21 protein-coding genes, 6 tRNA genes and 1 pseudogene are annotated in these 24667 nt (G+C 31.1%); 5 read left to right on the top strand and 23 right to left on the bottom strand.

Going from position 1 to position 24667, the window contains the following annotated elements; translation table 11 throughout:
* Positions 1–8 precede the first annotated feature (8 nt).
* Both MOV50_RS01495 and MOV50_RS01500 read right to left on the bottom strand, forming a co-directional pair.
* A complete protein-coding gene (locus tag MOV50_RS01495) occupies positions 9–347 on the bottom strand; it encodes a hypothetical protein (RefSeq protein ID WP_321778682.1) in 339 nt (112 codons plus the stop codon).
* A 71-nt stretch (positions 348–418) separates the two neighbouring features.
* Positions 419–1651, bottom strand: coding sequence for a glutamate-5-semialdehyde dehydrogenase (locus MOV50_RS01500; protein ID WP_321778683.1), 1233 nt, complete (start codon positions 1649–1651; stop codon positions 419–421).
* Positions 1652–1705: 54 nt separating this feature from the next.
* Here MOV50_RS01500 and MOV50_RS01505 point away from each other — a divergent pair, with 54 nt between their 5' ends.
* Positions 1706–2464 (top strand): pyrroline-5-carboxylate reductase, encoded by a 759-nt coding sequence (locus tag MOV50_RS01505; RefSeq protein WP_321778684.1) that lies wholly within the window; start codon positions 1706–1708, stop codon positions 2462–2464.
* 6 nt (positions 2465–2470) lie between these two features.
* Here the strand turns inward: MOV50_RS01505 and MOV50_RS01510 are convergent, their stop codons facing one another.
* The 9 genes from MOV50_RS01510 to MOV50_RS01550 all read right to left on the bottom strand — a co-directional run bounded on the left by MOV50_RS01510 (position 2471) and on the right by MOV50_RS01550 (position 12330).
* A complete protein-coding gene (locus MOV50_RS01510) occupies positions 2471–4168 on the bottom strand; it encodes a methyl-accepting chemotaxis protein (RefSeq protein WP_321778685.1) in 1698 nt (565 codons plus the stop codon).
* A 65-nt stretch (positions 4169–4233) separates the two neighbouring features.
* Entirely contained in the window at positions 4234–5703 is a 1470-nt protein-coding gene (gene thrC / locus MOV50_RS01515) for a threonine synthase (RefSeq protein WP_321778686.1), read from the bottom strand.
* 35 nt (positions 5704–5738) lie between these two features.
* Positions 5739–6110, bottom strand: a complete 372-nt coding sequence (locus MOV50_RS01520) for a hypothetical protein (RefSeq protein WP_321778687.1) — start codon at positions 6108–6110, stop codon at positions 5739–5741.
* Positions 6111–6192: 82 nt separating this feature from the next.
* Entirely contained in the window at positions 6193–7416 is a 1224-nt protein-coding gene (locus tag MOV50_RS01525; protein WP_321778688.1) for a M23 family metallopeptidase, read from the bottom strand.
* Positions 7413–8225, bottom strand: a complete 813-nt coding sequence (locus tag MOV50_RS01530; RefSeq protein WP_321778689.1) for an FtsX-like permease family protein — start codon at positions 8223–8225, stop codon at positions 7413–7415. Before MOV50_RS01530 ends, MOV50_RS01525 begins: the two co-directional genes overlap by 4 nt.
* Positions 8212–8883, bottom strand: coding sequence for an ABC transporter ATP-binding protein (locus MOV50_RS01535; RefSeq protein ID WP_321778690.1), 672 nt, complete (start codon positions 8881–8883; stop codon positions 8212–8214). The genes MOV50_RS01530 and MOV50_RS01535 overlap by 14 nt, the downstream gene beginning before the upstream one ends.
* The gene (gene trmB, locus MOV50_RS01540; RefSeq protein ID WP_321778691.1) at positions 8876–10048 is read right to left on the bottom strand and encodes a tRNA (guanosine(46)-N7)-methyltransferase TrmB; all 1173 of its coding nucleotides are present in this window, start codon (positions 10046–10048) and stop codon (positions 8876–8878) included. Before trmB ends, MOV50_RS01535 begins: the two co-directional genes overlap by 8 nt.
* A 10-nt stretch (positions 10049–10058) precedes the next feature.
* Positions 10059–11405, bottom strand: coding sequence for a hypothetical protein (locus MOV50_RS01545; RefSeq protein ID WP_321778692.1), 1347 nt, complete (start codon positions 11403–11405; stop codon positions 10059–10061).
* Positions 11353–12330 carry an RluA family pseudouridine synthase gene (locus tag MOV50_RS01550; RefSeq protein WP_321778693.1) on the bottom strand — a complete coding sequence of 326 codons (978 nt, stop codon included), beginning with the start codon at positions 12328–12330 and terminating at the stop codon, positions 11353–11355. Before MOV50_RS01550 ends, MOV50_RS01545 begins: the two co-directional genes overlap by 53 nt.
* Before the next feature lie 48 nt (positions 12331–12378).
* On the opposite strand from MOV50_RS01550, the gene MOV50_RS01555 reads away from it, so the two are divergent.
* Positions 12379–13491 carry an FtsW/RodA/SpoVE family cell cycle protein gene (locus MOV50_RS01555; protein WP_321779691.1) on the top strand — a complete coding sequence of 371 codons (1113 nt, stop codon included), beginning with the start codon at positions 12379–12381 and terminating at the stop codon, positions 13489–13491.
* A gap of 89 nt (positions 13492–13580) precedes the next feature.
* On the opposite strand, the gene MOV50_RS01560 is transcribed toward MOV50_RS01555, so the two are convergent.
* From MOV50_RS01560 to MOV50_RS01590, 7 genes are all read right to left on the bottom strand, one after another.
* Positions 13581–13657: transfer RNA gene (locus MOV50_RS01560), tRNA-Asp, on the bottom strand.
* Positions 13658–13672: 15 nt separating this feature from the next.
* A tRNA-Val gene (locus MOV50_RS01565) sits at positions 13673–13748 on the bottom strand.
* 17 nt (positions 13749–13765) lie between these two features.
* A tRNA-Glu gene (locus tag MOV50_RS01570) sits at positions 13766–13841 on the bottom strand.
* A gap of 26 nt (positions 13842–13867) precedes the next feature.
* Positions 13868–13943: transfer RNA gene (locus MOV50_RS01575), tRNA-Val, on the bottom strand.
* Between the two features lie 186 nt (positions 13944–14129).
* Positions 14130–14206 (bottom strand) — tRNA-Asp (locus MOV50_RS01580).
* Positions 14207–14220: 14 nt separating this feature from the next.
* A tRNA-Lys gene (locus MOV50_RS01585) sits at positions 14221–14296 on the bottom strand.
* A 75-nt stretch (positions 14297–14371) separates the two neighbouring features.
* On the bottom strand, positions 14372–15460 hold the full coding sequence (locus MOV50_RS01590) for a CinA family protein (RefSeq protein WP_321778694.1): 1089 nt from the start codon (positions 15458–15460) through the stop codon (positions 14372–14374).
* A gap of 122 nt (positions 15461–15582) precedes the next feature.
* On the opposite strand from MOV50_RS01590, the pseudogene ileS reads away from it, so the two are divergent.
* The 3 genes and pseudogenes from ileS to MOV50_RS01605 all read left to right on the top strand — a co-directional run bounded on the left by ileS (position 15583) and on the right by MOV50_RS01605 (position 20783).
* Positions 15583–18343 (top strand): annotated as a pseudogene (ileS, locus tag MOV50_RS01595) (isoleucine--tRNA ligase).
* A gap of 109 nt (positions 18344–18452) precedes the next feature.
* Complete coding sequence (gene gatA, locus MOV50_RS01600; protein WP_321778695.1) at positions 18453–19796, top strand: Asp-tRNA(Asn)/Glu-tRNA(Gln) amidotransferase subunit GatA; 1344 nt, start codon at positions 18453–18455, stop codon at positions 19794–19796.
* Positions 19797–19979: 183 nt separating this feature from the next.
* Entirely contained in the window at positions 19980–20783 is an 804-nt protein-coding gene (locus tag MOV50_RS01605) for a hypothetical protein (RefSeq protein WP_321778696.1), read from the top strand.
* A 91-nt stretch (positions 20784–20874) separates the two neighbouring features.
* Here the strand turns inward: MOV50_RS01605 and MOV50_RS01610 are convergent, their stop codons facing one another.
* The 5 genes from MOV50_RS01610 to MOV50_RS01630 all read right to left on the bottom strand — a co-directional run bounded on the left by MOV50_RS01610 (position 20875) and on the right by MOV50_RS01630 (position 24667).
* On the bottom strand, positions 20875–22134 hold the full coding sequence (locus tag MOV50_RS01610; RefSeq protein ID WP_321778697.1) for a nickel-dependent hydrogenase large subunit: 1260 nt from the start codon (positions 22132–22134) through the stop codon (positions 20875–20877).
* Positions 22127–22402 (bottom strand): hypothetical protein, encoded by a 276-nt coding sequence (locus MOV50_RS01615; protein WP_321778698.1) that lies wholly within the window; start codon positions 22400–22402, stop codon positions 22127–22129. The genes MOV50_RS01610 and MOV50_RS01615 overlap by 8 nt, the downstream gene beginning before the upstream one ends.
* Positions 22403–22410: 8 nt before the next feature.
* Positions 22411–23004: a hypothetical protein gene (locus MOV50_RS01620; protein WP_321778699.1), complete on the bottom strand. Its 594-nt coding sequence runs from the start codon at positions 23002–23004 to the stop codon at positions 22411–22413.
* A gap of 5 nt (positions 23005–23009) precedes the next feature.
* Positions 23010–23597 (bottom strand): TetR/AcrR family transcriptional regulator, encoded by a 588-nt coding sequence (locus MOV50_RS01625; protein ID WP_321778700.1) that lies wholly within the window; start codon positions 23595–23597, stop codon positions 23010–23012.
* Positions 23598–23671: 74 nt separating this feature from the next.
* Positions 23672–24667: a lipid A deacylase LpxR family protein gene (locus MOV50_RS01630; RefSeq protein WP_321778701.1), complete on the bottom strand. Its 996-nt coding sequence runs from the start codon at positions 24665–24667 to the stop codon at positions 23672–23674.

The raw sequence follows: 24667 nt of genomic DNA on the forward strand, positions 1-24667 counted from the left end.
TTACTCTTTTAGTGACAAGCTATTTGAGTTAAATCAGAATCAACACCTGCGTTTACACTTGAAAAAGTAATTTTCATAAAACCATTTACCTCTTCAACACTGTGAGCTATATCAGCTTCAAGTTTAGCAAAAAGTCCACCTGGAGCTTTATGATTAATCATTACTAAAGTATTATTAGTATTTTTTATAAGTCTTAAACCACTCATTGCATTTACCATTGGGTCTGGTGGTCCACATTTTGATGTATCAAAATAGTAAGTACTAACACCATCTTTTGTTAATTCAAAGAAATCAACAGTTGCTCCATTTACTTCTATTTTAACGGCTTCATTTGGAATTAATGACATAAAATTATCCTTTTTTTTGTTATGCTAATTTTAGTCAAGATTTATTTATTTTGCATTGATTTGTATCAACTTTATCTAATTTGTCCACTTCCATAAATTTTAAATTTATAAGTTGTAAGTCCCTCTATTCCCATTGGTCCACGAGCATGAAGTTTATTTGTACTTATACCTACTTCTGCTCCAAAACCAAAAGCTCCTCCATCTGTAAAACGAGTAGATGCATTAAGATAAACAGCGGCAGCATCTATTGCATTTAAAAACTTCTCTGCAGTTGTTAAGTCTTGTGTTATTATAGCCTCAGAATGACCAGAACCAAATCTAACTATATGTTCAATCGCACCCTCAACTCCATCTACGACTTTTATATTTAAAATATTATCTAAATATTCAGTATTATAATCTTTATCAGTTGCATTTTGCACTTCTATAATTGCTTGAGTATTTACACAACCTTTTAGTTGTGTTCCTTCTTTATCAAATGCTTTTTTTAACTCTATCAGTGCTGTGTTTGCAATTACCTTATCAACTAACAGCGTTTCCATTGCATTACAAACTCCAGGTCGTTGAACTTTTGCGTTTAATGATATCGCAATTGCATCATCTAGTTTTGCATCTTTATCTATGTAAGTATGACACTGCCCTTTATCATGCTTAACAACACTTACCGTTGCATTTGCACTTACATATTTGATAAGCCCTGCTCCGCCACGAGGAATAATTAAATCAACATACTTATCCATCTTTATAAGTTTAGCAACTCCCTCTCTTGAAGAATCTTCTAAAAGAGAGATTAATGCAGTTGGTAAATCATTTTTACCTAAAACATCTTGAAGAACTTTTGCTATTGCTCTGTTTGAATGTTCGGCTTCTTTACCACCTTTTAAAACACAAACATTAGAACTTTTAAAACATAAAGCTGCTGTATCACTGGTTACATTAGGGCGTGACTCATATATGATTCCAATAACACCAATAGGAATAGTTACTTTTTCTATTTTAAGTCCATCATCTGTAACCCAACCATCTAAAATTCTTCCAACAGGCTCTTTAAGTGCAGAAATCTCTTCTATTGCCACAGCCATAGCATCTATACGACCTTCATCTAAAAAAAGTCTATCCATTAAAGCGGGAGATAGATTATTCTTTTTTCCATCTTCCATATCAAGAGCATTTGCCACAAGTAGATTTTTTGTATTTTCTCTTATGGCTGTTGCCATTTCATTTAAAATTATCTTCTTTTGAGCTCCACTAATTCCAGATAATATTCTACTTGCATTTTTTGCTTCTTGTAAAAACTGTTCCATTTTTTTGCCTTAATTTTTATAATGCTATACTACCATAAAAATTCAAGGAACATTATGAAAACTATCACTTTTATTGGAAATGGAAATATGGCGTTAAGTATTGCAAAAGGCTTAAAAGCAAACTACCAAATCCAAGTAGTTGGAAGAAGTTTTGAAAAACTTGATAAGTTTGAAGATAAACTTGGAGTTAAAATTCAAAAAGCTTTACTTGATGATTTTGATATGAATGATAAAACTATACTTTTATGTGTTAAACCTGCCAATGTTGAAGAAATTTCTACAAGACTAAAAGGTAAGGCAAGAGTGATTTTTTCAGTTTTAGCAGGAACAACATTAGCAAAAATCAGACAAAACTTAAATCCATTAGCTGTAGTAAGAACTATGCCAAACCTAGCAGCAAGTGTAAACAAATCTATGACAACACTTACTGGTGATGAAGAGTTTAAAGAAGAAGCTTTAGAACTCTTAGGAACCATTGGAACTACAAGATGGTTACAAAGTGAAAAAGAAATAGACATCGCAACTGCTTTAGCTGGAAGTGGTCCAGCATATCTAGCTTTAATCGCTGAAGCTCTAGCCGATGGAGCCGTACAGCAAGGACTAAAAAGAGATGACGCTATGGCTATTATGAGAGGTTTATTTAGTGGTTTTGGTGATTTGATACAAGATATTCACCCTGCTATATTAAAAGATGGAGTAATGAGCCCAGGAGGAACAACAGCTGCAGGTTATGGAGCTTTAGAAGATGCTAAAGTTAGAAGTGCATGTATGAACGCAGTAAAAGAAGCATATAAAAAAACTAAAGAGTTATAAAACTCTTTAACTTTTGTTTGGTAAGTAACCTATTCTAAATCCACCCCAATGTTTTCCATTGATATATATTGGAACAGATAAATCATGCATCGTTTCACCTGTATCTCTTAAATAAGTTTGTAGAAGAAGTCGTTTAGTATGACTTCCACATCTTGAACCTGTTCTATCATCATAAATTCTTTTACTTCTGTTTCCGATTAAATCTTTATCGTAATTTCCAGTTAGAGGCTGAGCAAATTTATTGTTATGTGTTGGAACATAACCTTTTATATCTGTTAAAATCGCATAGCCAACAGTTTTATCTAAAAGTATTTTTTCTTGTATTGCAGGTAGATTTGTATCACAAAACTTATCATAAGCAGTTGAGAACTTTTGAGGGCTAGTATTTTCTATCTGTTTATAATTTTTATCAAACAAACTACTTTCACTTAGCTCTCCTTTGTTGATAGCATTTTCAAATAGTTTTTCTATCTGAGTAGCAGCTTTTGAACCTAGCTTATAAATATTTTCATGGTATTTATCAAGAGCAAATTCACTAACAGACTCATAAGAACTTTCTGCTGCATAAATCAACTCATGCGTAGACTCAGAAATTTTCTTCATCTCAACAGTGCCTTCTTGCAGACCTACACTAAACTCTTTTATAGATGTTGCTATCTCATTTAAATCAGCATTATTAGATGAAGCATTACTTGCAATTTCATTTATCTTTTCTTCTATGTATTTTGATTGTTCTAAAAATTCATTTATCTGTAAAGCAACCTCTTCTATTCTACCAACTCCTATACCGATTTGCTCTGAAAGTATTTTTATCTCTTTTGTTACATCTTCTGTATCTGCTTGCATCTGACTTATAGACATATCAACTTCACGAGTTGCATCTACAGTTTTTTCAGCCAAGTTTCTAACTTCTTCGGCAACAACAGCAAATCCGCGACCATGCTCACCAGCTCGAGCAGCTTCAATAGCAGCATTTAATGCTAAAAGGTTTGTTCCTTCTGCAATATCATCAATAACATCCGTAACTCTTTTAATATCAACAGATTTTTTACTTAACTCTGAAACTTTCTCCGAAGCACTTAAAACAACTTCATTTATATTTTGCATACTGTCTATAATATCTTTTAAATCTTTTTGACTTTGAATACTTCCTTTCATAGTCTTAGTTGTGAAAGTTGCAGCTTCTTCGGCATTTTTAGTAACATTTGAAATATTTAACATAACTTTGTTTGTAGTATTTGAGATAATTTCTACTGTTTGAGCTTGTTCATCTAATTTGCCTGAAAGTTTATCTATTGAGCCTGAGAGGTCTGCTGTATAGATAGAGTTTTTACCAGCATCTACTGATAATATCTCTGCCATATTCATAAGTAGGTCTAAAGTTTGATATATTTTATTGTAAAAGGCACGAACAAATACTGTTTTGCCTTCTAGTCTTACAAATTCTTTTTTATATGCTTTTTGTTTTTCAAAATCTCTTGTATTAAACTTATCTAAAACATCAGCACTTTCTATAATGGGTCGAAACATGAGTATATGAAAACCAGCGACAGTAATAAGTGAACCAAAAAATGAAAATATTAAAATTGACGGTAATCCAATACTAAAACCAAAAACAAGAGTCATAGCATATGCAACTCCGGACATAATAACAGTAGGTCCTATAATAGCCTTTGCATAAAATGGTACAAGTACAGTTTTCATGTATTCTCCTCTATTAGTTGTTATTATATCTATTTTTAATTAAATTACAAGAAAAAATTTAATTTTTACAAGAAGTCTAATATTTCTTTTTCTATTGTATTTTTTTCTACAACATCCTCATGAATTATTGTTTTGCTAAATAATTCTTTAATCATAAAAGGAATCTCTACCTTTGCTTCTTTTGAGATAGTTTCTAAGGCTACTATATCTTGAGCATTTTTTTCACCCGTTAAAGCACTTGCTATAACAGGAGAAAATTTTGTCCATTCTGCTGTTGAGTAAATAATAGTATCTATATTTTTACTAGCACATGTTTTGTAAGCTTTAAAACAAGTTGCAGTATGTGGATCCATCAAATATCCATCTTTAAAATTATTTTTTATATACTCTTTACCTTCTTCATCACTTGAATAATCAGCCACAAATATTTCTTGAAGTTTTAAAAGTTCTTGAGAAGTCAATTTATATACTTTTTTTGTATCTAAATCATGCATTAGCTCTTTTGTTCTTCTGGCTCCATATAAATCAAAAAGTATTCTTTCAACATTTGATGATTTTAAAATATCCATAGCTGGAGAAGTTGTTAAAATCAACTCTGTTTTACGCATATCATAGATGCCTGTTTGTATCAAGCGTGTTAAAATATTATTTTCATTTGATGCTATTATTAATTTTTCAACAGGAAGTCCCATTTTCATAGCATAATAAGCACCCAAGACATTTCCAAAGTTTCCACTTGGCACATTTATATAAGCATTATCACCCATTTTTGTCGAACCTTGTCTAACAAGTTCAAGATAATTATGAATATGATAAATGATTTGAAAAATAATTCGTCCAAAATTTACTGAGTTTGCAGCTGAGAGTGAAATATTTTTTTCTTTTAAGGTTTTCTCAAAACTCTTTGATGATAAAAGATTTTTAAGTGCAGACTGAGCATCATCAAAATTACCTTTTATTCCTATTACTTTTAAATTAGGCGCGTCTTCTGTAACCATTTGAAGTCTTTGAACATCAGAAGTTCCATTTGCAGGGTACATACAAACTACTTGAATATTCTTTTTATTTTTAAAAGTTTCAAGAGCAGCTGGTCCTGTATCACCACTCGTTGCTACTAAGATAAGATAATTTTCATCTCTTTTTTGAGCAATACTAGACAAAATATGCCCAAAAGGTTGAAGTGCCATATCTTTAAAAGCACGAGTAGGACCATGGTATAACTCACTTACAAATAAATTCTCTTTTATTTTTATAACAGGAACAGGGTTTTTAGAATCATCAAAATTATCATAAAGAGATAATGCTTCATCAACTACACTTTTTTCAATATCTATCTCAAATCTACTTAACATATCAGATGCTAATTCTTTATATGATGAGTTTAGATGCTTATTTAAAAAGCCTATACCAAGTTTTGGTAAATTTTGCGGTATATATAAACCACCAAAAGAAGCTATTGGGCTTAAAATTGCTTGTGAAAATGTTACACTTTGAGGTCTGTTTTCATCGCATCCGCGAGTCTGAATAAATTTCATTTTTTTTTCTCTATTTGATTTTTATAAAATTATATCTAATCGTCCTCGTCATCATACTTAAGAAACATTATAAGTATTCCTATTAACATAATAGTTGCTACTATCTCATAACCAATTATCCAGACTATAAAAAATGCTGCCATATTAAGTAACTTAAAGTTTGCAAAATCAGCACCAGCAATAGTTAAAAAAAGAAAAACTGCCCCTGTAACATAGGGTATTAGCACAAAATATACAGTATATAAGATAGGTTCCCAACCATTTGGGATATAAAGATAATCTTTAAAATTCACCTCTTGCTTGGCAAAACTTTGAGCTTTTTTCTTCTTTTTAATCTTCTTTTTTTTATCTGAACGAAGGATTTGGTTGTAGTAAACCATATTATGTTCTTCTCTATCAAATTCCATAAACATATCCCCTTCACTAAATTATTTCTACAATAATAACAAAAAAATAATTAAAGTGTATTTAATTTGTTATTTTATATTTTTATTTAAAAAGTCTGATAGGATTAATATGAAAAGATTTTTGTGTAACTTCAAAAATCAACTCTTCACTAACACGACCAATAGTATAGCCTTTTTTAATCTTTTTACCTTTTTTTATATTTGGTGAAATTTGGGAAAGGTTTGCATAAATTGTGTGTAAACCATTTTTGTGCTCAATAATAACTATATTGTTTAACACAGATGTTTTATCAGCATATATAACTTTTCCATTAAATACTGTTTTAACTTTTGTATTTTTTTTACTTGGTTTTAACGATATTGATTCATTAAATACTTTTATACCATATATTGGATCAGTATAAGTTCCATATCTTTTAGTTATTTTATATGGAGAAAAAGGTGCTATGGTTTTGTTCCCATAATATTTTTTTGTTTTTATTTTTTGATAACTACTGCCATGTTTTTTAACAGTTGGAAGGTTGTTATTTGATAATATTCGCTTAGATTCAAAAGCTTTTTTTCTATCTTTTTCTTCTCTAGCCTTTTTGATTTCATCTACTTTAATGATATTTAATTTTGCTAATGTTTTCTTTAGTAAATCTTGTTTATTTAGAAGTTTTTTCAACTCTTTTTTATATGATGATTTTGAAATCCTAAGCTTTTTTAATGACTTTTTATTCTTTTTCTGAATGGATAATAATCTTTTCCTTTTTGTATCAATACTAGCTATTGCTACCTCTAAAGAACTTGCATGAATATTTAAAGTATCTATATTTTTTGAGTTTGTATAAAACTTTTTATTTAAAAGTTTTACCTTTTTCTTAGAGTTTTTGAGCATAACTTTTAAAACTTCAAACTCTATTAACGACTCTTTAGAAGCACTTACTTCTTCTTCAAGTATAACAGATAAAGAAACACTCTGAGCGATGGTAAACAAAAGTTTTTCTTCTAGTTTTCCTTGAGAAGTTTTTAAATTTGTTTGAGCTTTTTTCATAGTTTTTAGCTCTTTTGTATTTACCTTATAACTACTCTCTTTTTCTTTTAACTCTTTTTTTAGAGCATCTAAATCTCTTTGTTGTCTTAATATTTCTCTTTTTTGTTTTAAAATAGCCTTTGCAGTTTTTGCCATTTTATTGTTAATAATAGAGTAGTTTTTAGAAAAAGAGCTAAGTTTGGTATTTGTTTTTTTTATATTTGCATCTATACTTGTATTTGAAAACAAGAACAATGGTAATAATGTAAAAATGATTAATAAACGAATCATACCTCTTCTTTATGACCTAAAACTATAAGTGAAGCTAAAATAACAGAAAGCGTAATAGCAGATGCAAATAATAAAGCACCGTCATTAACTATGTCAAATACAACTACATTAATACCTATATTTAAAAAGTGCTCCTTTACTAGTGAAAGAGAGGATATATAGGTAAAAAGTCCAAATGATAAAACACTTGCTATTATGGCATCTACGATAGCTAAACGAAACAAAACAGCAGAACGAAGCCATACAGGAGCACCAAACAGTCGCATAATACTCATTCGTTCACTATGTTTAAACTGCCAAATACGAAGCTCTTTAAAAATAAGAAGTGAAGTAACTATGAAAACAACAACTGAAAACAAAAACACAACATTTTTAAAAAGTAACAAAAGTTTATATGTTGTATCATGACTATGAGAGAAATCTTCAACCTTAGTTATATTTTTATTTTTATACAAATCTTTTTTTAGTTTTTGAATCTGTTTTGGATCAGGGTACTGAGATAAATTTAATTTATAAAATTTTGGAAGAGTTAACTTTAAAAGTTTTATATTTTTTTCATTCATGCCTGTGTTTAATCTTTTTATAACATTATCAGCAGATATTTTTTTACTACTTGAAATCATATTGTTTATACTTAAAATTGTCTTTGCATCTAGGTTTTTTTGACTGACAATTATTACAGAGTACTTATTTGCTAAATTTACTTTATACGCTTCTATTGACCTATCAACAACTATAAATATTTGCATTGAAAAGAGTATGCTGAGTAATGCTATAACTAAAGAAAGGTGATTTTTAAAGGACTTCATTAATACTCCCATATTCTATATGATAATGCTTATAGTCAATATTCATAGTTGGAGGTATATGGTGAGTAACCACAATAACAGTAGTTTTTAATTGCTCATTTGCACCTTCTAAAAGATTCCAAATAAGCTGTGATGAATAATCATCAAGATTACCTGTTGGCTCATCCGCAAGTATTAAGATAGGGTTATGTGCTAAAGCTCTCGCCATTGCTACTCTTTGTTGTTCTCCACCACTAAGTTCTAATGGATATTTTCCAGCTTGATGCTTAAGCCTAACATGCTTTAAAAGAGAATCTACTTGATTTTGTGTAACATCTTTTTCATAACCATTTATCAGTAGAGGCAACATTATATTTTTCTCAATAGTCCACTCTTTTACAAGCTTATAATCTTGAAAAACTATACCAATATGTTTTCTTAAAAAGTTTAGTTTTGAACTACTAACTCCACTAAGTTCTACTCCACCAACAACAAGACTTCCCTGCATTGGTTTTAAAGCTCCATAAAGTGACTTTAGTAGAGTTGATTTTCCACTACCACTAGCACCAGTTATAAAAATAAAAGCACCTGAGTTTATAGATAAATTTGCTTTATTTATAATTGTTTCATTGTTTGAATATGCAAGTGAAATATTTTGAGCAATTATTACCTTATCCATGAAAAACTCCATCTAAAAATTTATGTGCACTTAAGTTACTTTTTGATTTTAGAGGAAGGTTTGGATGATAAGAAATTGACGAAGTATCTACTATCACATATAGATGCTCAGGTCTATCAAAACTTCCCATAGATATGCGTAACATAACTCCATCTACAAGTTCATAAACTCTCTCAAAGTGAATAAATCCACCTTCAAATTTTTTAGTTACTCCATGTAATTCAATCAACTCTAAAAAAGTAAGTTTAGGTTTGTCAAAATCAAAAGTTCCATCTATACTTAAAGTTGGAGAATTTTCTTCATTTATCATAGTTACATCATAAATATTTTTCTCCATTTTTTTCCATCTATCTTCATACTTTGAACTTATAGCAATATCTTTATTTTTATTTATATGTAGTACTGTTTTGTTGAAATTTATAAAGGTTTCGTATGAGTAAGCATAATAATTTTCACTATCGGTTCTTAGTTCTAGTTTTCCTTCAACTTTTAAAATCCTTCTTGATTCTTTTATGAAAGAAGTTGAAATAACTCTACGATGTGGTTTTTTGTCCCAAGGAACAGGAAAGTGTACATAAATCTTTGAAACAAGATTAGATGGGACTAACTCCATAAAAAGTCTTGCATCATAATCAAGTAAGAGTAAGTTATCTAACTTTTGGATACTAATCTGTTTTAAAACTTGTTCTATGGAAGCCCTATGAATCTCAATACCTACAAATAAAATCTCTGGATTTTCTTTAGCTTGATGAAGAAGATGTCGACCTGAGCCAAAACCAACTTCTATCCTTATCTCAGATACATTAGGAAAGTTATCAACAAAATAACTTATCGGTTTTAAAGCAGTTGATTGTACAAGATGTTCATTTTTTTCTTTTTGTGGAACATTTGAAGATATGATATTTAACTTTGCTAAACTTGCATAAGCTAAGAGTGCCTTATGCACGCTATGTATAGATGCTGGTCTTGTTAATTTATCTGATTTTAGTAGATTTTTATTTTCTTCTTGTTTTACAAGTAAGAAAAAATCATCTCCCTCAACACTAACACTGATAAGAATTTCATCTTTGTGTTTAGCGTTCTTTGCCATGAAGTTAAATGAAATATCTTCATGGCTTTGAGGGAAGTCAATCTCTTTAAACTCTGCTATATGTAAGTGTGGCATTTTTCCCCGTTTAACTAAAATCTTTATTTGGTACGATTAACTCTTTATCTTTGATTTTAGAGTTTTCTTTTTGCTCTACTTTTTCTTTTTTTCTATTGTCTTGTATAGTATTTGGTGTTTTTAAAATTATCTCAATACTTGGTTCTGATTTTATCAAAAACTCATCAACTGAGAAAACTTGATAATAGTAACTAACATTTGGACCAATTTCACCATCTACAAATTTGTTGCCTTTTATATCAACAAACTCTTCCTCTTTTGCATCAAACCAACCAGCTTTAGCCTTTTTTATTACTATAAAACTTTTTACTCTTGAATCTTTTAATCTCCATTTAATTTGGATTTTATTATTAACTAATGTTGCTTCTAAAAGAGAAGGTGTCGTCGGCTTTGAGAGTGTAATCCCTTGAATAGAAAGTTTATCATGAATACTTTCTAAGTCATTTTTCTCAACTGCACTAACTCTATAAAAAAATTCTTTTCCATCTTCTTCAACCGCATCTATAAATGTGTTATTGTAAAGTTTTGCTATTAGTTCATAAGAACCGTCTGATTCCTCAGATTTGTATAAATAATAACGAGCAAAATCTTCAGTTGTTGATTTCTCCCAATCGATTTGTATCTTTTTTGGTAAGTTTGTAGTAGTTATGATATTTTTTATGCTTATCGGTAATGCTTTTGTAACTACTTGAACTATCTCACTAGGAGATGAAATGATATCATCATAAGTTACAACACGAACTCTATATTTATACACAAAATCATCTTTTAGTTCTTTATCTATAAACTCTGCATTTAACCTACCCTCTATCGTAGCTATATTTCCCCATTTTTCATCTTCTAAAGTTCTTCTTTGAATGATATAAGATTTAACTTTTTGATTTGTATGAGGTCGCCAAATAATTTTTGCAGTTCTTGGCATGTTTTGAACGCTTTTTATCCATGAAACAGACTGTAAAACTGGTAAAGAATTAAGAATTTTTGCCTCACTCATTCTAGATTCAGCTTCTTTTGAAAAAGTTTTAAAACTATAAGTATATGCTGAATCTGGCTTAATATTTTTATCTAAAAAGTGTGTTGTAAAACGATTATCAATTGTTTTATAATGATTAAGCTCTCCAGCATCTTCACCCATACTTTGCTTGAAAATATAGATGCCTTTTACTCTTTCATCTTTAATAGCCTTCCATTCAAATGCTATTGCATTCATATCTACAAAAGTTCCTCTTTGTGTTAATTCTATAACAGGAAGTGTTGCATCTATTTTAAACTCAGATGCTGGTTTTGGTGATGAACCACAACCACTAAGTATTAGCAGAAAAACTGCTGATGATGTTATCAGTGTCCATAACTTCATTTATTTGCTCCATATCAAATTTTTTATCTATATAAGTTTTCATCACATCATCTAATGGTGCGACAAAAGATACTTTTTCTTTACTAGTTGGATGATAAAAATATATCATATAAGCGTGAAGCAAAATTCGTTCCGATTTCTCTATTTTAGGGCTTAAAGCGTAAATATGGTCACCAATAATATGACGATTTAAACTCTCTAGATGCACACGAATCTGATGCGTACGACCTGTAAAAAGTTTACACGCGATAAACTGATATTTTTCATCATTTGAGAGAGATAAAACTTTAAATGTTGTTTTTGCATATTTTGATTTAGAACCTTGAGCACATGCCATTTTTAGTCTGTTATGTGAACTTCTACTTATATTTTGTTCAATAGTAGTAAAATCATCTTTTAAAGGCGGATTTATTACTGCTAAATAGTATCTTCCCATACTTTTATCTTGAAGTTGAGATGATAAAAATTCATGTGCTTCATTGTTTTTTGCAACAACCATCGTTCCACTTGTACCTTTGTCTAGTCTGTGAACTATTCCATGACGCTCTTCACCACTAATAGTTGAGAGTCTAATACCTTTATGTTTAAGCCAATCAACTAAAGTTGCTTCTTTTACACTTGGAGCAGGATGCACCGTAAGACCACTTGGTTTATTGATAACCAAGACATCTTCATCCTCATATAAAATCTCTACATCAAAATCAATATCTAATGCTGGTGTTTCTTTTGCTTGTGGAAACTCAACTCTTATTTGTTGATCAAGTTTTAACTTAACACCTGGACGAGTCACTTTTTTATCTTCAATAAAGACAGCTCCATTCTTTACAAGCATCGCTACTTGTGAACGAGTCTGTCCTATTTTTGATGTTAAAAAAGCATCTAACCTTTGTTCATTATCACATATATAATTTTTTATATCACTCATTACGCCCCTTTTGTGCTACAATTTTAAAAAAATTTGGAGTTATTAACCTTGTGGAAATTTGATAAGCGTATTTTAGCACAATTTGATTTTTTTTCTATTATCTTAATTATCCCTTTAGTGGTAACTTCAAACTGGCTTATTAGCGAAGCTGTTCCTGTTTTAGCTCAAAAACAAACTGCTTATGTTGGCGTTGCCGCAATTACTTTTCTTTTTGTTTTTTTACTCCCTATTCGTAGAATGAATTGGTTGATTCCAATAATATACTGGGCAAATATCGGTCTTTTGTTTGCCGTAGAGTTTTTTGGACATTCACGACTTGGAGCTCAAAGATGGATTGATATTCCTTTTATCAATGCAACTATACAACCTTCTGAATTTGTAAAACCTGCTTTAATATTGATGTTGGCTTATCTTATTCAAAGAAAACCACCACCTGAAAATGGCTATAGAGTAAAAGACTTTTTAACAATTAGTTTTTACATACTTTTACCATTTATTCTCATAGCTAAAGAACCTGATTTAGGGACAGCTCTTGTTTTACTTCTTCTTGGATATGGAGTTTTATTTTTCATAGGTGTTCATTGGAAAATATGGGCAGCTATTTTTGTTACTATTTTATTAGCATCTCCACTTGTTTATAAATTTGGTTTACATGAATACCAAAAAGTAAGAATAATAGATTTTTTAAGTGAAAAACCTTCTTATCATGTACAACAATCCATCATTGCCATAGGTTCTGGAGGTTTAACAGGAAAGTCCAAAGAAGAAGCCACACAAACTCAAATGAAGTTTCTACCTATCGCTACAAGTGATTTTATCTTTGCTTTTTTAGTTGAAAGAAGTGGTTTTTTAGGAGCTTTAGCAATTATTTTAGTTTATGTTACACTCATTTTGCATCTAATGAGTTTAAGCATCTACAATACTGATTATTACATAAAAGTAGTCACTATCTCCATCTCTTTTATGATTTTTATCTATATGGGTGTAAATATTTCTATGACTATTGGATATGCACCAGTTGTTGGCGTTCCGCTACCCATGTTTAGTTATGGAGGAAGTAGTTTTTTAAACTTTATGATTCTTTTTGCGATTATGCAAAATCTGATTACATTTAGATATAAAGATATGTATGATGTTAGAGGAACTAAGAGTTTTATGTAAAAAAGAAAGATTGATGTTGTGCTGAAGTTTTTAGCGAAGTGTACTTTAAGTACATGAGCTAAACACTGAAGTGCAAATAAACAAAAAAATGGCGCGGTGGACGAGATTCGAACTCGCGACCCTCTGCGTGACAGGCAGATATTCTAACCAGCTGAACTACCACCGCACTCTAAAATTATTATGGTGGGCATTACAAGACTCGAACTTGTGACATCTACCTTGTAAGGGTAGCGCTCTACCAACTGAGCTAAACGCCCTCTAGTATACACCAAAATGGCGACCCCTAAAGGATTTGAACCTCTGTCCCTACCATGAAGTGATAGTGTCCTTGGCCACTAGACGAAAGGGTCACTTTCATAAACAAAAGGTTTATTAATGGTGGGCATTACAAGACTCGAACTTGTGACATCTACCTTGTAAGGGTAGCGCTCTACCAACTGAGCTAAACGCCCTCTGCTTTTTAGTTTATACTTCGTTGTTCCCTCTTTCGGATAGTAAACTATTCCTCAATCAGTCTCGCCTTGTCTAAACAAAAAATTAAATAAACTTGTTTTTTTGAATTAGTTGTGCTGAAGTTTTTAGCGAAGTGTACTTTAAGTACATGAGCTAAACACTGAAGTGCAAATAAACAAAAAAAATGGCGCGGTGGACGAGATTCGAACTCGCGACCCCCTGCGTGACAGGCAGGTATTCTAACCAACTGAACTACCACCGCAACCGTAAATAAAATGGTGTCCTGTGATGGATTCGAACCATCGGCCACATCATTAAAAGTGACGTGCTCTACCAGCTGAGCTAACAAGACATTTTCTCCTAAATCATTAAGAGGACGAAATTATAGGCAAATAGGTTTTATATGTCAATGAATTTTCGCTTAAATTTAAAAAAACATCTCTTTATCAATTAAAATAAGCATTTTTACAGCAAATAGCACGCTTTGTCGTTGCACATAGTTTCTATCTCCATCTAAGTTTAGATGCAAATTGGCATGATGAGTTGAACTACTAACTCCAATATATGCAGTACCAACAGGTTTTAATTCAGTTCCGCCTCCATCTCCAGCAATTCCACTAATAGATAACGCATAATCAGCATTACTCACATTTAAAGCACCTTCGCACATTTCTCCTACAACTTCTTCACTTACTGCTCCATACTTTTCTAAAGTATCATGTCCAACTGCCAACCAATTTTCTTTTAGTTCGTTTGAGTATGTAACAAGTGCTCCATCTAAAATTTTAGAAGCTCCATTTTCTTTTGTAAAGTAGTAACTTAACAAACCACCACTACAACTTTCTGCAAAAGTTATTTTTTTATTTGCATTTGATAGTTTTTCTATAATAAAAGCAACGATATTTGAAGAAGGAATAAGATTTTGAGGTAATGATTCTTTTGCTGCTTTTATGAACTCTGATATATTTCCATATTTTTTACTTATTATGTCAATTCTCAACCATCCATCTATGATAAGAATAATATTGATATTAACATCAAAAGTTTGTGCTATTTGAGCAATGGATTCTGCTACTTCTTCTTTAGTTTTTTCAAATATATGAATCACTGCTTTACTTTCTTCTAAGTGCAGAAGTATTTCTGGCATCTTTTGCATCTCGTCAATATGAAGTACATTTGTTATAGAATCTCTATATTCTAGGAGATAACTAGCATCTTCAAAAATGGAAGAATTTGATGGAATCAACATATTTTCATTTACAATTTGATTATCACTAGTAACTGTACATATAAGTTTTCCAATAGTAGAGAAATGTTTTTTTGAAGTAATAATCATAAGTTTATTAGATGAGTTCAACTCTTCTTCTAAGTATAAAAAAAGTGAATTATCACTCTCTTTAAAGTAAGTTATGGAATCAATAAAATCAACTTTTTCTTTGATTTTTCGCATTATATATTCATGTAAAGATGCATTATATATAAATTTGTTTCCTATAAATAAAAGGTGTAATTTCATGTTTATGCCTACCCAAAAAGTAAATTTATCAAAAGTATTATAGCACTATAAAACTACTTTAAAGAAGCTTTTAAACACATTATAAGTATAATCCAAAAATTTTAAACACTTTTGAGGTACAGATGGACTACAAAGATACACTACTTTTACCTACTACAAATTTTGCCATGAGAGGCAATCTAATAAACAATGAACCAAAGCGTTATGCTGCTTGGGATAAAGATAAAATATACGACAAGATGAAAACAAATCGTAAAGATGCTCCAAGTTTTACTCTTCACGATGGACCTCCTTATGCAAATGGTCATATTCATATAGGTCATGCTCTCAACAAGGTCTTAAAAGATATTATTGTTAAACATAATTATTTTGATGGAAAGTCTGTTCGTTTTACTCCAGGTTGGGATTGTCATGGACTACCAATCGAACAACAAGTTGAGAAAAAACTTGGTGGAAAAAAGAAAAAAGAGCTTTTAGAAGTTTCAAAAGTAAGAGAACTTTGTCGTGCTCACGCTGCGAAGTTTGTTGACATTCAAAAAGAAGAATTTAAAACACTTGGTATTTTAGCTGACTGGGAAAATCCTTATGTAACAATGGACTATAAATTTGAAGCAAATATTTATAGAACTCTTTGTGGTGTTGCTAAAAAAGGTCTTCTTATCGAGCGTAGTAAACCTGTTTACTGGTCATGGGCGGAAAGAACTGCACTAGCAGAAGCTGAAGTAGAGTATGAAGACAAAGAGTCCCATTCAATTTATGTGGCATTTGAGCTAAGTGACGAGGCAAAAGCTAAAGCACAGATAGCTACAAAAGCATCTCTTGTTATTTGGACTACAACTCCATGGACACTTCCATCAAACACAGGTATTTCTTTGCATCCAGAAGAAAAATATGTTCTTACAACAGATGGATACATAGTTGCTAAAGCTCTTTTTGAGTCTTTACTTGAACTAGGTGTTGTAAAAGGCGAAATCCAACAAGAGATAGATTCTAAACTATTTGAAAATGAAGTTGCAATAAACCCACTAAATGGTAGAACTTCAAAAATTGTTTTAGGTGATCATGTACTTATGGACAGTGGTACAGGTGGCGTTCATACAGCTCCAGGTCATGGTGAAGACGATTACCGTGTTGGACTTAAGTATGATTTAGAAGTTATCATGCCTGTTGATGAGACTGGTTGTTTTGATGAGACTATTGTTAAAGAAAAACTACTTCCAAACCCAGAAGAGTTTCTTGGTAAACTTATCTTCAAATGTAACGACAGAATCTTAGAGCTTTTAGGTGATGCACTTCTTAATGAGTCTAAATTCACTCACTCATATCCACACTGTTGGAGAAGTCATACTCCTCTTATCTTTAGAGCGACAAGACAGTGGTTTATCTCTGTTGATCAAAAACCAGAGGGACAAGATAAAACTCTTAGAAATATCGCTTTAGATGAAATTGAAAAAACTCTTTTTATACCTGAAGGTGGTAAAAAGAGACTAACTTCTATGGTTGAAAATCGTCCTGATTGGTGTATAAGTCGTCAAAGAGATTGGGGTGTTCCAATCGCATTTTTTAGAGTTAAAGCAACTGGTGAAGTAATTTTTGATGAAAAAGTTTTAAACTATGTAGCTATGATTTTTGAGATGCAAGGAAGTGACGCTTGGTACTCAATGGACATAGCGAGTCTTTTATATCCAGGAAGTGGCTATAAAGCTGATGAACTAGAAAAAGTAACTGATATTTTAGATGTTTGGTTTGATAGTGGTTCAACTTGGAATAGTGTTTTAAAATCTCGTAATTATGACGCTGGTAAATATCAAGCAGATTTATATGTAGAAGGTTCAGACCAACATCGTGGTTGGTTCCAATCATCTCTATTTTTATCTTGTGCGGTTGAGCATAGAGCACCATATAAAGGTGTTGTAACTCACGGTTTTACTGTTGATGACAAGGGCGAAAAAAATGTCTAAGTCAAAAGGTAATGTTATCGCTCCGGAGAAAGTTTTAAAAGAATACGGAAGTGAAATCCTTCGCCTTTGGGTAGCATCTAGTGACTACCAAAGTGACTTAAAAATTTCTCAAGGAATTTTAAAACAGACTTCTGAAAACTATAGAAAACTTAGAAATACTTTTAGAATTATGCTTGCAAACATAAATGACTTAGAAAATCTTACAAGTTATGAAGATATGGGTGAATTAGATAAGTGGATACTTGATGTTGCACAAAGTGTACTTGGAGATGTTCATAAGTCTTTTGCAGAGTATAACTTTGTTAATGGTATGAGTATCTTAAATAATTTTGTTGTAAATGAACTAAGTGGTATGTACATTGATATGACAAAAGATTCTCTTTACTGTAACGCTAAAAATGACCAAAGAAGAATGGCAAGTCAAAGTGCTATGGCTATCATCACAAAATCACTTCTTCTTATCATGGCTCCTATTTTAACTTACACTGCTGATGAGATTGTAGAAAATGCTCCAGCTATTGTAAGAGGCGATGCCCAGACTATTTTTGATATGACTTATGAAGCTATCCAAACTGGTGAGTCTAGCTTTAATGCTGAGTATATGACTAAAGCGAGAGTTGGTTTTGGAACTATAGTTGACTCTCTTAAAAAAGAAAAAATCATTAAAAATACTTTAGAGTTAGCCATTTCAACTGATTCTACTATTGCCCTTAAAATGGACTCTATAGATGCTGAGGATTGGTTTGTTGTTTCTGCACTAACAGATACAAAAGCTAAAGAAGAACTAGGTAGTTTTAAAGTAGAAGATGATACTTTTGTTATATATAAAGCAACTCAAGCAAAATGCCCGAGATGCTGGAAATATCAAGCACAAAGTGAAGATACAACTTGTCAAAGATGTACAAGAGTTGTAAGTGCTTAATTTTTCAGAACCAACCTCTTTAACATTTATAGGCATTAGTATTATTCTAATCTTTGTTATGGTTGGTATTGGCATCTATGCTGTTAAAAAATTCAAATAAGGCAATCTAGTGATTACATTAAAAGAAGCTCTAAAATTAGATAAAGATGCATTAAATAAATTTAAAAAAGATTTAAAAATAAAGATAAAAGAAAATTCTGAATTAAATGCTTATATAGATGTAAATGAAAAAGGTGATGGTATTCCTATCGCTATAAAAGACAATATTCAAGTAAAAGACTGGACTGTTACTTCTGGGTCTAATATTCTTCAAGGTTACATCTCTCCATATAATGCTACTGTAATTGAAAAAATGGCAGAGGCTGGATTGTCACCATTTGGTAGAACAAACATGGATGAATTTGCTATGGGCTCAACTACTGAATCAAGTTTTTATGGAAAAACTTTAAATCCTCATAACTCTGATTGTGTTCCAGGTGGAAGTTCTGGTGGAAGTGCGGCTGCTGTTGGTGCTGGTTTGGCTATAGCAGCTTTAGGAAGTGATACAGGTGGTTCTATCCGTCAACCTGCTGCTTTTTGTGGGATTGTAGGAATGAAACCAACTTATGGAAGAGTTAGTCGTTATGGTCTTGGTGCTTATGCATCTAGCCTTGACCAGATAGGTCCTATGACACAAAATGTTGAAGATGCGGCAATTCTTTACGACATCATAAGTGGCTCTGATGACAAAGACTCAACTAATGCAAAGATGGACGATAAAGTAACTCCAAATTTAAATCCAAATAGAAAACTAAGAATTGCAATACTTCCAAAATATTTAGCTCAAGCAAGTCAAGATGTTAAAGATGCTTATGAAAAAGCCATAGATGCTTTAAAATCTGCTGGACATGAAATAGTTGAAAAAGAGATGATGGATGCTAAGTTTGATATATCTGCTTACTACATCACAGCAACTGCAGAAGCTACAACAAACTTAGCTAGATATGATGGTATCCGTTATGGAAATCGTATAACAGGCTCAAACCTTGAAGATACTTTTATAAAAACTCGTAGCAATGGTTTTGGAGATGAAGTTAAGCGTCGTATCTTACTTGGTAACTTTGTACTTTCTAGTGGATACTATGAAGCTTATTATGTAAAAGCACAAAAAACAAGACATATTATAAAAGATAACTATGCAAAAATATTTGAAGAAGTTGATTTGATTTTATCTCCTGTTGCACCTACAACTGCTAACAAATTTGGAGAATTAAAAAATCCTATGGATATGTACCTAAGTGATATTTACACAATCTCTGTAAATCTTGCTGGACTACCTGCTCTTGCACTTCCAATATCTAAAAATGCAGATGGTATGCCTGTTGGACTTCAACTAATTGCTAAAGCTTATGATGAGCAAACACTTTTTGATGGCTCTCTTTCTTTAGAGAAACAAATAAACTATAACTCTTAATAATTTTCAGAAGTCTAAAAAGTGACTATTTTAGACTTCTTCCACCTTCTTCATACCTTCAAAAATCAAAAACTATAATTCCAAATTTATTAAAATATCTCATATTGACATAAAAGTTTCATATACTCTATTTCTTGTGTATAATCTTAACAAAATAATTATTATATAGAAGAAGGCAAGGTCATGGATAAAGTTGTTAAATTTCTAATTTTTATTGTTGTAATTACTTTAATAGTAGCTATGGCAAATATATTTGGGCTTATTCCAGAGGACTGTATTGATCCAGAAAAAATGAGAACTTTACCAGCAATAGCTATTAGTTCAGGTGTTTTAATCGCTTCAATAACATATATAAGCAACAACAAAAATCAGTTATCTGATAGGCAAAAAGAAAGTGATGAAATTAATTTGTTGATTGCTAAAGATGGATTTGATGAGACTTATACTCTTTTAAAAGACTTAAATAACGATAGAGTAACTTGGATTCGTGCTGCAAGGATACTATATAAATCGTTAGAACTAAAAAAAGATATAAAACTTCCTCAATTTCTAAAATCATTTGAAGTTTCAGAAGAAAGATTAAGAAATCAACTTTATAGACTATTACAAACTGATCCTGAAAATCCAGACCAATCTGATAAAGTTTCACTACCTCCTCAATTTTTTTATGGTATTGATAATTGGCGTGATTGTAAAATGTCTTTAAATGAAGCAGCAATTGATTCAAAATCTCCAATTATTGCTTATTCAGTTGAAATAGACAAAGTGTTACCAGAACCAAAAGCAGGTGGACTTTCTGAAAGTTCTGTAATAGCTATTTATGATTTTTTAGAATATCCTGATGATTATTCTGACCCATTATCAAAGATAAAGCCTTGGCCTAATAATTATAATGGTATATATGGAATAGAACAAGGGGCAAGAAGATATATTTCTCATAAAATGACATATTCTGTTATAGATAAAAAAATACACTCCAGAGAATGAATCTCCACTCCAAACTTTTAAAATCTAAGCAAATAAATAACACAGCCTATTCTCAGATTATGTAGATAATATTTAAAACTAACATTATTTATCAGTGAGTAGTACAAACAGAACAAACATCAAAAGTTTTAAAAACCAATTCTGCTACTTTTACATCACTTAAGCCTATCATTGCTTTTTGTGATACTCCTTGTTTTTTTTTAGTTCCACCACTCAAGTTCCACTGTGTTGGAGTAATTATCTCATAATTTTTAATAATTCCATTTTCTAACTCTACTTTGTGTATTAAAGAGCCTCTCGCTGCTTCTACACTTCCTTGACCTATTCCATTTATTTTTGATATATCAACTGATGGTTTTATATAAGAAGGCTCACTTAAATCTAACTCTTTTAAAAGTTTTTTAGAGTGTGCTAAGAGTTGTGCAGTTTCACAAACTCTAGCTAAAATTCTTGTAAATATACTATCAGCATATTTTCTATGTGCATCTTTAATGAGAGGAACCTTATTTACCATAGCACGAGCCAATGGTCCAACTTCGAAGTATTTATCTTTATAACTTACATTTTTTGCAAAAGAGTTATTACTTTGCTCCTCTTTTACATAGCTATATGATAGATTTTGCATTAGTCTAGTTTTTACTGATTTACCGCTATTAAAGTAACTATTTTGCCCAAAAACTATAAATCTGTCATAACTCTTTCCAAGATTCATCCATTCTCTTTTTTTTATCTCTTTTAAAATATCTGCGAGATCACCTTTTTTATTTAAAACTTTATCAACATTTGTACATGCTAAAAGATTATCATCTTCCCCATCTATAACATTGTCTTTAAAAAACTTTACAGTTTCATCTAAATAATGAGTGATTTTTATAATATCCATCTCTGTTATATCACAAACTACTCCACCAATAATAGCATAAGAGGTATGAGGGTATTGTCCTCCAAAAATAGCAATAGCTTTCGCCATAAGTTGTGCTGGATAGGTAGCTTTTAAAAGTTCTTGTTTTTCTCCAAAAAGAGGTCGCATAGTTAAGTAGAACCATTTAAAATGATTTTGAATTAACTCAAAGTTTAGTGTTAATTCTCTTAAAATTTCAGCTTTTTTTGAAATTTTTAAATCATCATAGCAAGCTTCAAGAGCCTTAACCGTAGCTATTAAGTGAGCATGTCCACAGATGCCACAAACTCTAGGGTTTATAACAAGAGCATCTTGGGCAGGTTTCCCTTCTAAAATTTTCTCTATACTTCTTGTTGACATAAACTCGATATCTATAAAGTCAATCTTTTTATTTTTAAATTTAAAGTTTAGTTTCGCTTCACCTTCTATTTTTTCTATTAATTTAATCATCAAATAACTTCTTCTGTAATCTATTTATTTTAAAAGCTTTACTTATTCCAGCTAATGTTAAGTAGGCTCTTTTACTAACTCCTAAAGGAAGGTTTTCAGGAATTCCCATATTTTTTTTTGTTTTAAAAAGGTTTTGTTTTGGAAAGGTAGGTTCTGTACAACCCATGCATGGAAGTCCTGCTCTTGTTTTTGAGTTTACTTCATTCCATAGTATTTTGTTACAACTTCCATGAGTAAATGGAGCTTGACATCCATGGTCATAAAACATACAACCTTCTAACTCCCAAATTTATGTTCATCAATTTTATACTCAAAGTATTCATTTCTAACACAGCCATTATGAACTGTATATGCAAAATACTCTTTTGGTCTAAAATAAGCATCTAGTTGTAACTCAACATCTTTTTTTATGGAGTACAAAGTATTTACCAAAACTTCTGGGTGGATTGGACAACCTGAAATTGAGATACTTTTAGAGCGTAGATGCTTAAATCTATCACTTAATTTTTCTTCATCAAAATGCAAACCTGACACATCTTTATACTCACTATCTTTAAAAATTCCACCAAAGGTTGCACAGGTTCCAACTGTTACGATTTTTTTAACAATTTTTGAATATTTTTGAATTATTTTAGTAACTGGAACATCTGCCCGTTTAAACTCAGAAGTGATAGAGCCTTCAATAAGTAAAATATCACAAGCTATATCATTTTTAACAATCTCTTGGAGTGAATACTCTGAATCAATTACAGGATGATATATAAACTCAAAATCATTTAAAAATTGTTCTAAAAAGGGGTAGTTTAAAAAAGAGTGAGTATTACCATTACATGCTATTGCACTTAGCCATAATACTCTTGTTTTACTCATAGCATCTATACTTTTAAGGCTCTGTAAATATTTAAAGATATATCATCTACATACTCATTTAGTTCTCTAGGTAAAATATCTTCACCTTTTAAAAACACCATTCCACCGAGATAACCCATAAAAAGACCAAAGGCACTGAAAAAATCTTGATCTCTCAAATCTCCACATTTAACGCCCTCTTCAAAGTAAATCATTATCTCTGTAACAAACTCATTTACACAAAGCATACCTTCACATCCATCTTTAAAAACTTCACGATTTGAAAGATAAATTCTTAAAAAATAATCAATCATTTCAGGTCTAAGAGAAGCTGTTTTAAAGTAAACTTCTATGATTTTTCTTGTCTTTTGCTCTGTTGAAATATCAAGTTCATTTACTTCTCTAATTTTTCCACCAAGATAAACAGATATATATCTAATAATTTCTTTTGCTAAAACATCTTTTGATTTAAAATAGTTGTACATATTTCCAACACTCATCTTCAATGAAGATGCAATATCAGGAATAGTTGTATTGTAAAAACCTTTTAAGGCAAAAAGTTCCAATGCACTTTGCATAATCTGCTCTCTTCTTTGCTCTTTTTTAGTTGACAAATACTTTCTCCTAGTAGTAGTTTTTTTGATAACCACTATTGAAAGTATACTATAAACTTGCTAAGTGTTATTACTTAAAATTGGTAGGAGTACATAAATCCACCAAATGTATCAGGGCTACCTTGTTTGTATGTATATGCTGATTGAGATTGGTAAAAATATGTAATTTTATGAACATTGTATAATAAATCTATACCGATATATAAAGAGGCATTAAAAACTCTTTTACTAGTTTCATATCCTTCATCTTTTGCTTTATCTAAAATATATGAATATGCTAATAGTTCTCCATTTAGTCCTGCACTTAATGCCCATCCAAAACCACGATTCTGCTTTGCAAGTTGAAGAAGAGATGCTTCTTCTCTTAAGTATGGATAATGTACATTAAAATTTTCTACATAGTTCTCGCCTACACGAAACATAGTTCCAACAAAAACATCTGCTATAAAATTACCAATATTAAGACCATAGTGGTTAAACCAGTCCATACTTAAGCCTTCATTTTTATGTGATTTCCAACTTATATCACCATGTCTAAATAAAGCATTTACTGTATATTGTGTCCCTAGTTGTGTATCCCAACCCTTTAATTTTTCATTTCCAATAAGAGTATGGAATCCATTTTGGACTTGCTCTCCAAGAGCTTCTTCTCCGACAACACCAACCTCAATTCTAAACTCGTTAAAACTATTTGTATTCCACTCAAAGAGATAAGCAGAGAGTGCTAAATATCCAGCATAAGGAATATCATCATATTGAGGGATCGAGATTGTTGTATCCATAGGTGTTATTATTATCTGAGAAATACTTATACCAAGATTATAATGAGAATTTATCTCACTAATTTTAAGAGGATTTTTATCAGCGATACTTAGTATTAAAGATAAATAATTTTCTTCAGTACAATTATCATCTCGATTAAATGTATCATCAAGCCAGCTTATCGCCACCCCATTTGTAAAGTGTTGATCAGTTCCTGCAAAAAAATCATTGTTAAATTGAAATGAAAACTGATCAGCATTTAGTGTAGATACAAGCACTAAGAGCAATAATTTTTTTATATATTTCAT

Source organism: Sulfurimonas sp. (genome assembly GCF_029027585.1).
In the GTDB taxonomy this organism is placed as follows: Bacteria; Campylobacterota; Campylobacteria; order Campylobacterales; family Sulfurimonadaceae; genus Sulfurimonas.

What these genes read in the sequence shown, in the direction of transcription:
- MOV50_RS01530 (WP_321778689.1), bottom strand. Translation starts at nt 8,225, where the DNA reads ATGAAGTCCTTTAAAAATCACCTTTCTTTAGTTATAGCATTACTCAGC.
- MOV50_RS01520 (WP_321778687.1), bottom strand. Translation starts at nt 6,110, where the DNA reads ATGGAATTTGATAGAGAAGAACATAATATGGTTTACTACAACCAAATC.
- MOV50_RS01535 (WP_321778690.1), bottom strand. Translation starts at nt 8,883, where the DNA reads ATGGATAAGGTAATAATTGCTCAAAATATTTCACTTGCATATTCAAAC.
- thrC (WP_321778686.1), bottom strand. Translation starts at nt 5,703, where the DNA reads ATGAAATTTATTCAGACTCGCGGATGCGATGAAAACAGACCTCAAAGT.
- MOV50_RS01615 (WP_321778698.1), bottom strand. Translation starts at nt 22,402, where the DNA reads ATGTTTTATGACCATGGATGTCAAGCTCCATTTACTCATGGAAGTTGT.
- MOV50_RS01510 (WP_321778685.1), bottom strand. Translation starts at nt 4,168, where the DNA reads ATGAAAACTGTACTTGTACCATTTTATGCAAAGGCTATTATAGGACCT.
- MOV50_RS01525 (WP_321778688.1), bottom strand. Translation starts at nt 7,416, where the DNA reads ATGATTCGTTTATTAATCATTTTTACATTATTACCATTGTTCTTGTTT.
- MOV50_RS01630 (WP_321778701.1), bottom strand. Translation starts at nt 24,667, where the DNA reads ATGAAATATATAAAAAAATTATTGCTCTTAGTGCTTGTATCTACACTA.
- MOV50_RS01620 (WP_321778699.1), bottom strand. Translation starts at nt 23,004, where the DNA reads ATGAGTAAAACAAGAGTATTATGGCTAAGTGCAATAGCATGTAATGGT.
- trmB (WP_321778691.1), bottom strand. Translation starts at nt 10,048, where the DNA reads ATGCCACACTTACATATAGCAGAGTTTAAAGAGATTGACTTCCCTCAA.
- MOV50_RS01545 (WP_321778692.1), bottom strand. Translation starts at nt 11,405, where the DNA reads ATGAAGTTATGGACACTGATAACATCATCAGCAGTTTTTCTGCTAATA.
- MOV50_RS01610 (WP_321778697.1), bottom strand. Translation starts at nt 22,134, where the DNA reads ATGATTAAATTAATAGAAAAAATAGAAGGTGAAGCGAAACTAAACTTT.
- MOV50_RS01505 (WP_321778684.1), top strand. Translation starts at nt 1,706, where the DNA reads ATGAAAACTATCACTTTTATTGGAAATGGAAATATGGCGTTAAGTATT.
- MOV50_RS01495 (WP_321778682.1), bottom strand. Translation starts at nt 347, where the DNA reads ATGTCATTAATTCCAAATGAAGCCGTTAAAATAGAAGTAAATGGAGCA.
- MOV50_RS01550 (WP_321778693.1), bottom strand. Translation starts at nt 12,330, where the DNA reads ATGAGTGATATAAAAAATTATATATGTGATAATGAACAAAGGTTAGAT.
- MOV50_RS01590 (WP_321778694.1), bottom strand. Translation starts at nt 15,460, where the DNA reads ATGAAATTACACCTTTTATTTATAGGAAACAAATTTATATATAATGCA.
- MOV50_RS01500 (WP_321778683.1), bottom strand. Translation starts at nt 1,651, where the DNA reads ATGGAACAGTTTTTACAAGAAGCAAAAAATGCAAGTAGAATATTATCT.
- MOV50_RS01605 (WP_321778696.1), top strand. Translation starts at nt 19,980, where the DNA reads ATGGATAAAGTTGTTAAATTTCTAATTTTTATTGTTGTAATTACTTTA.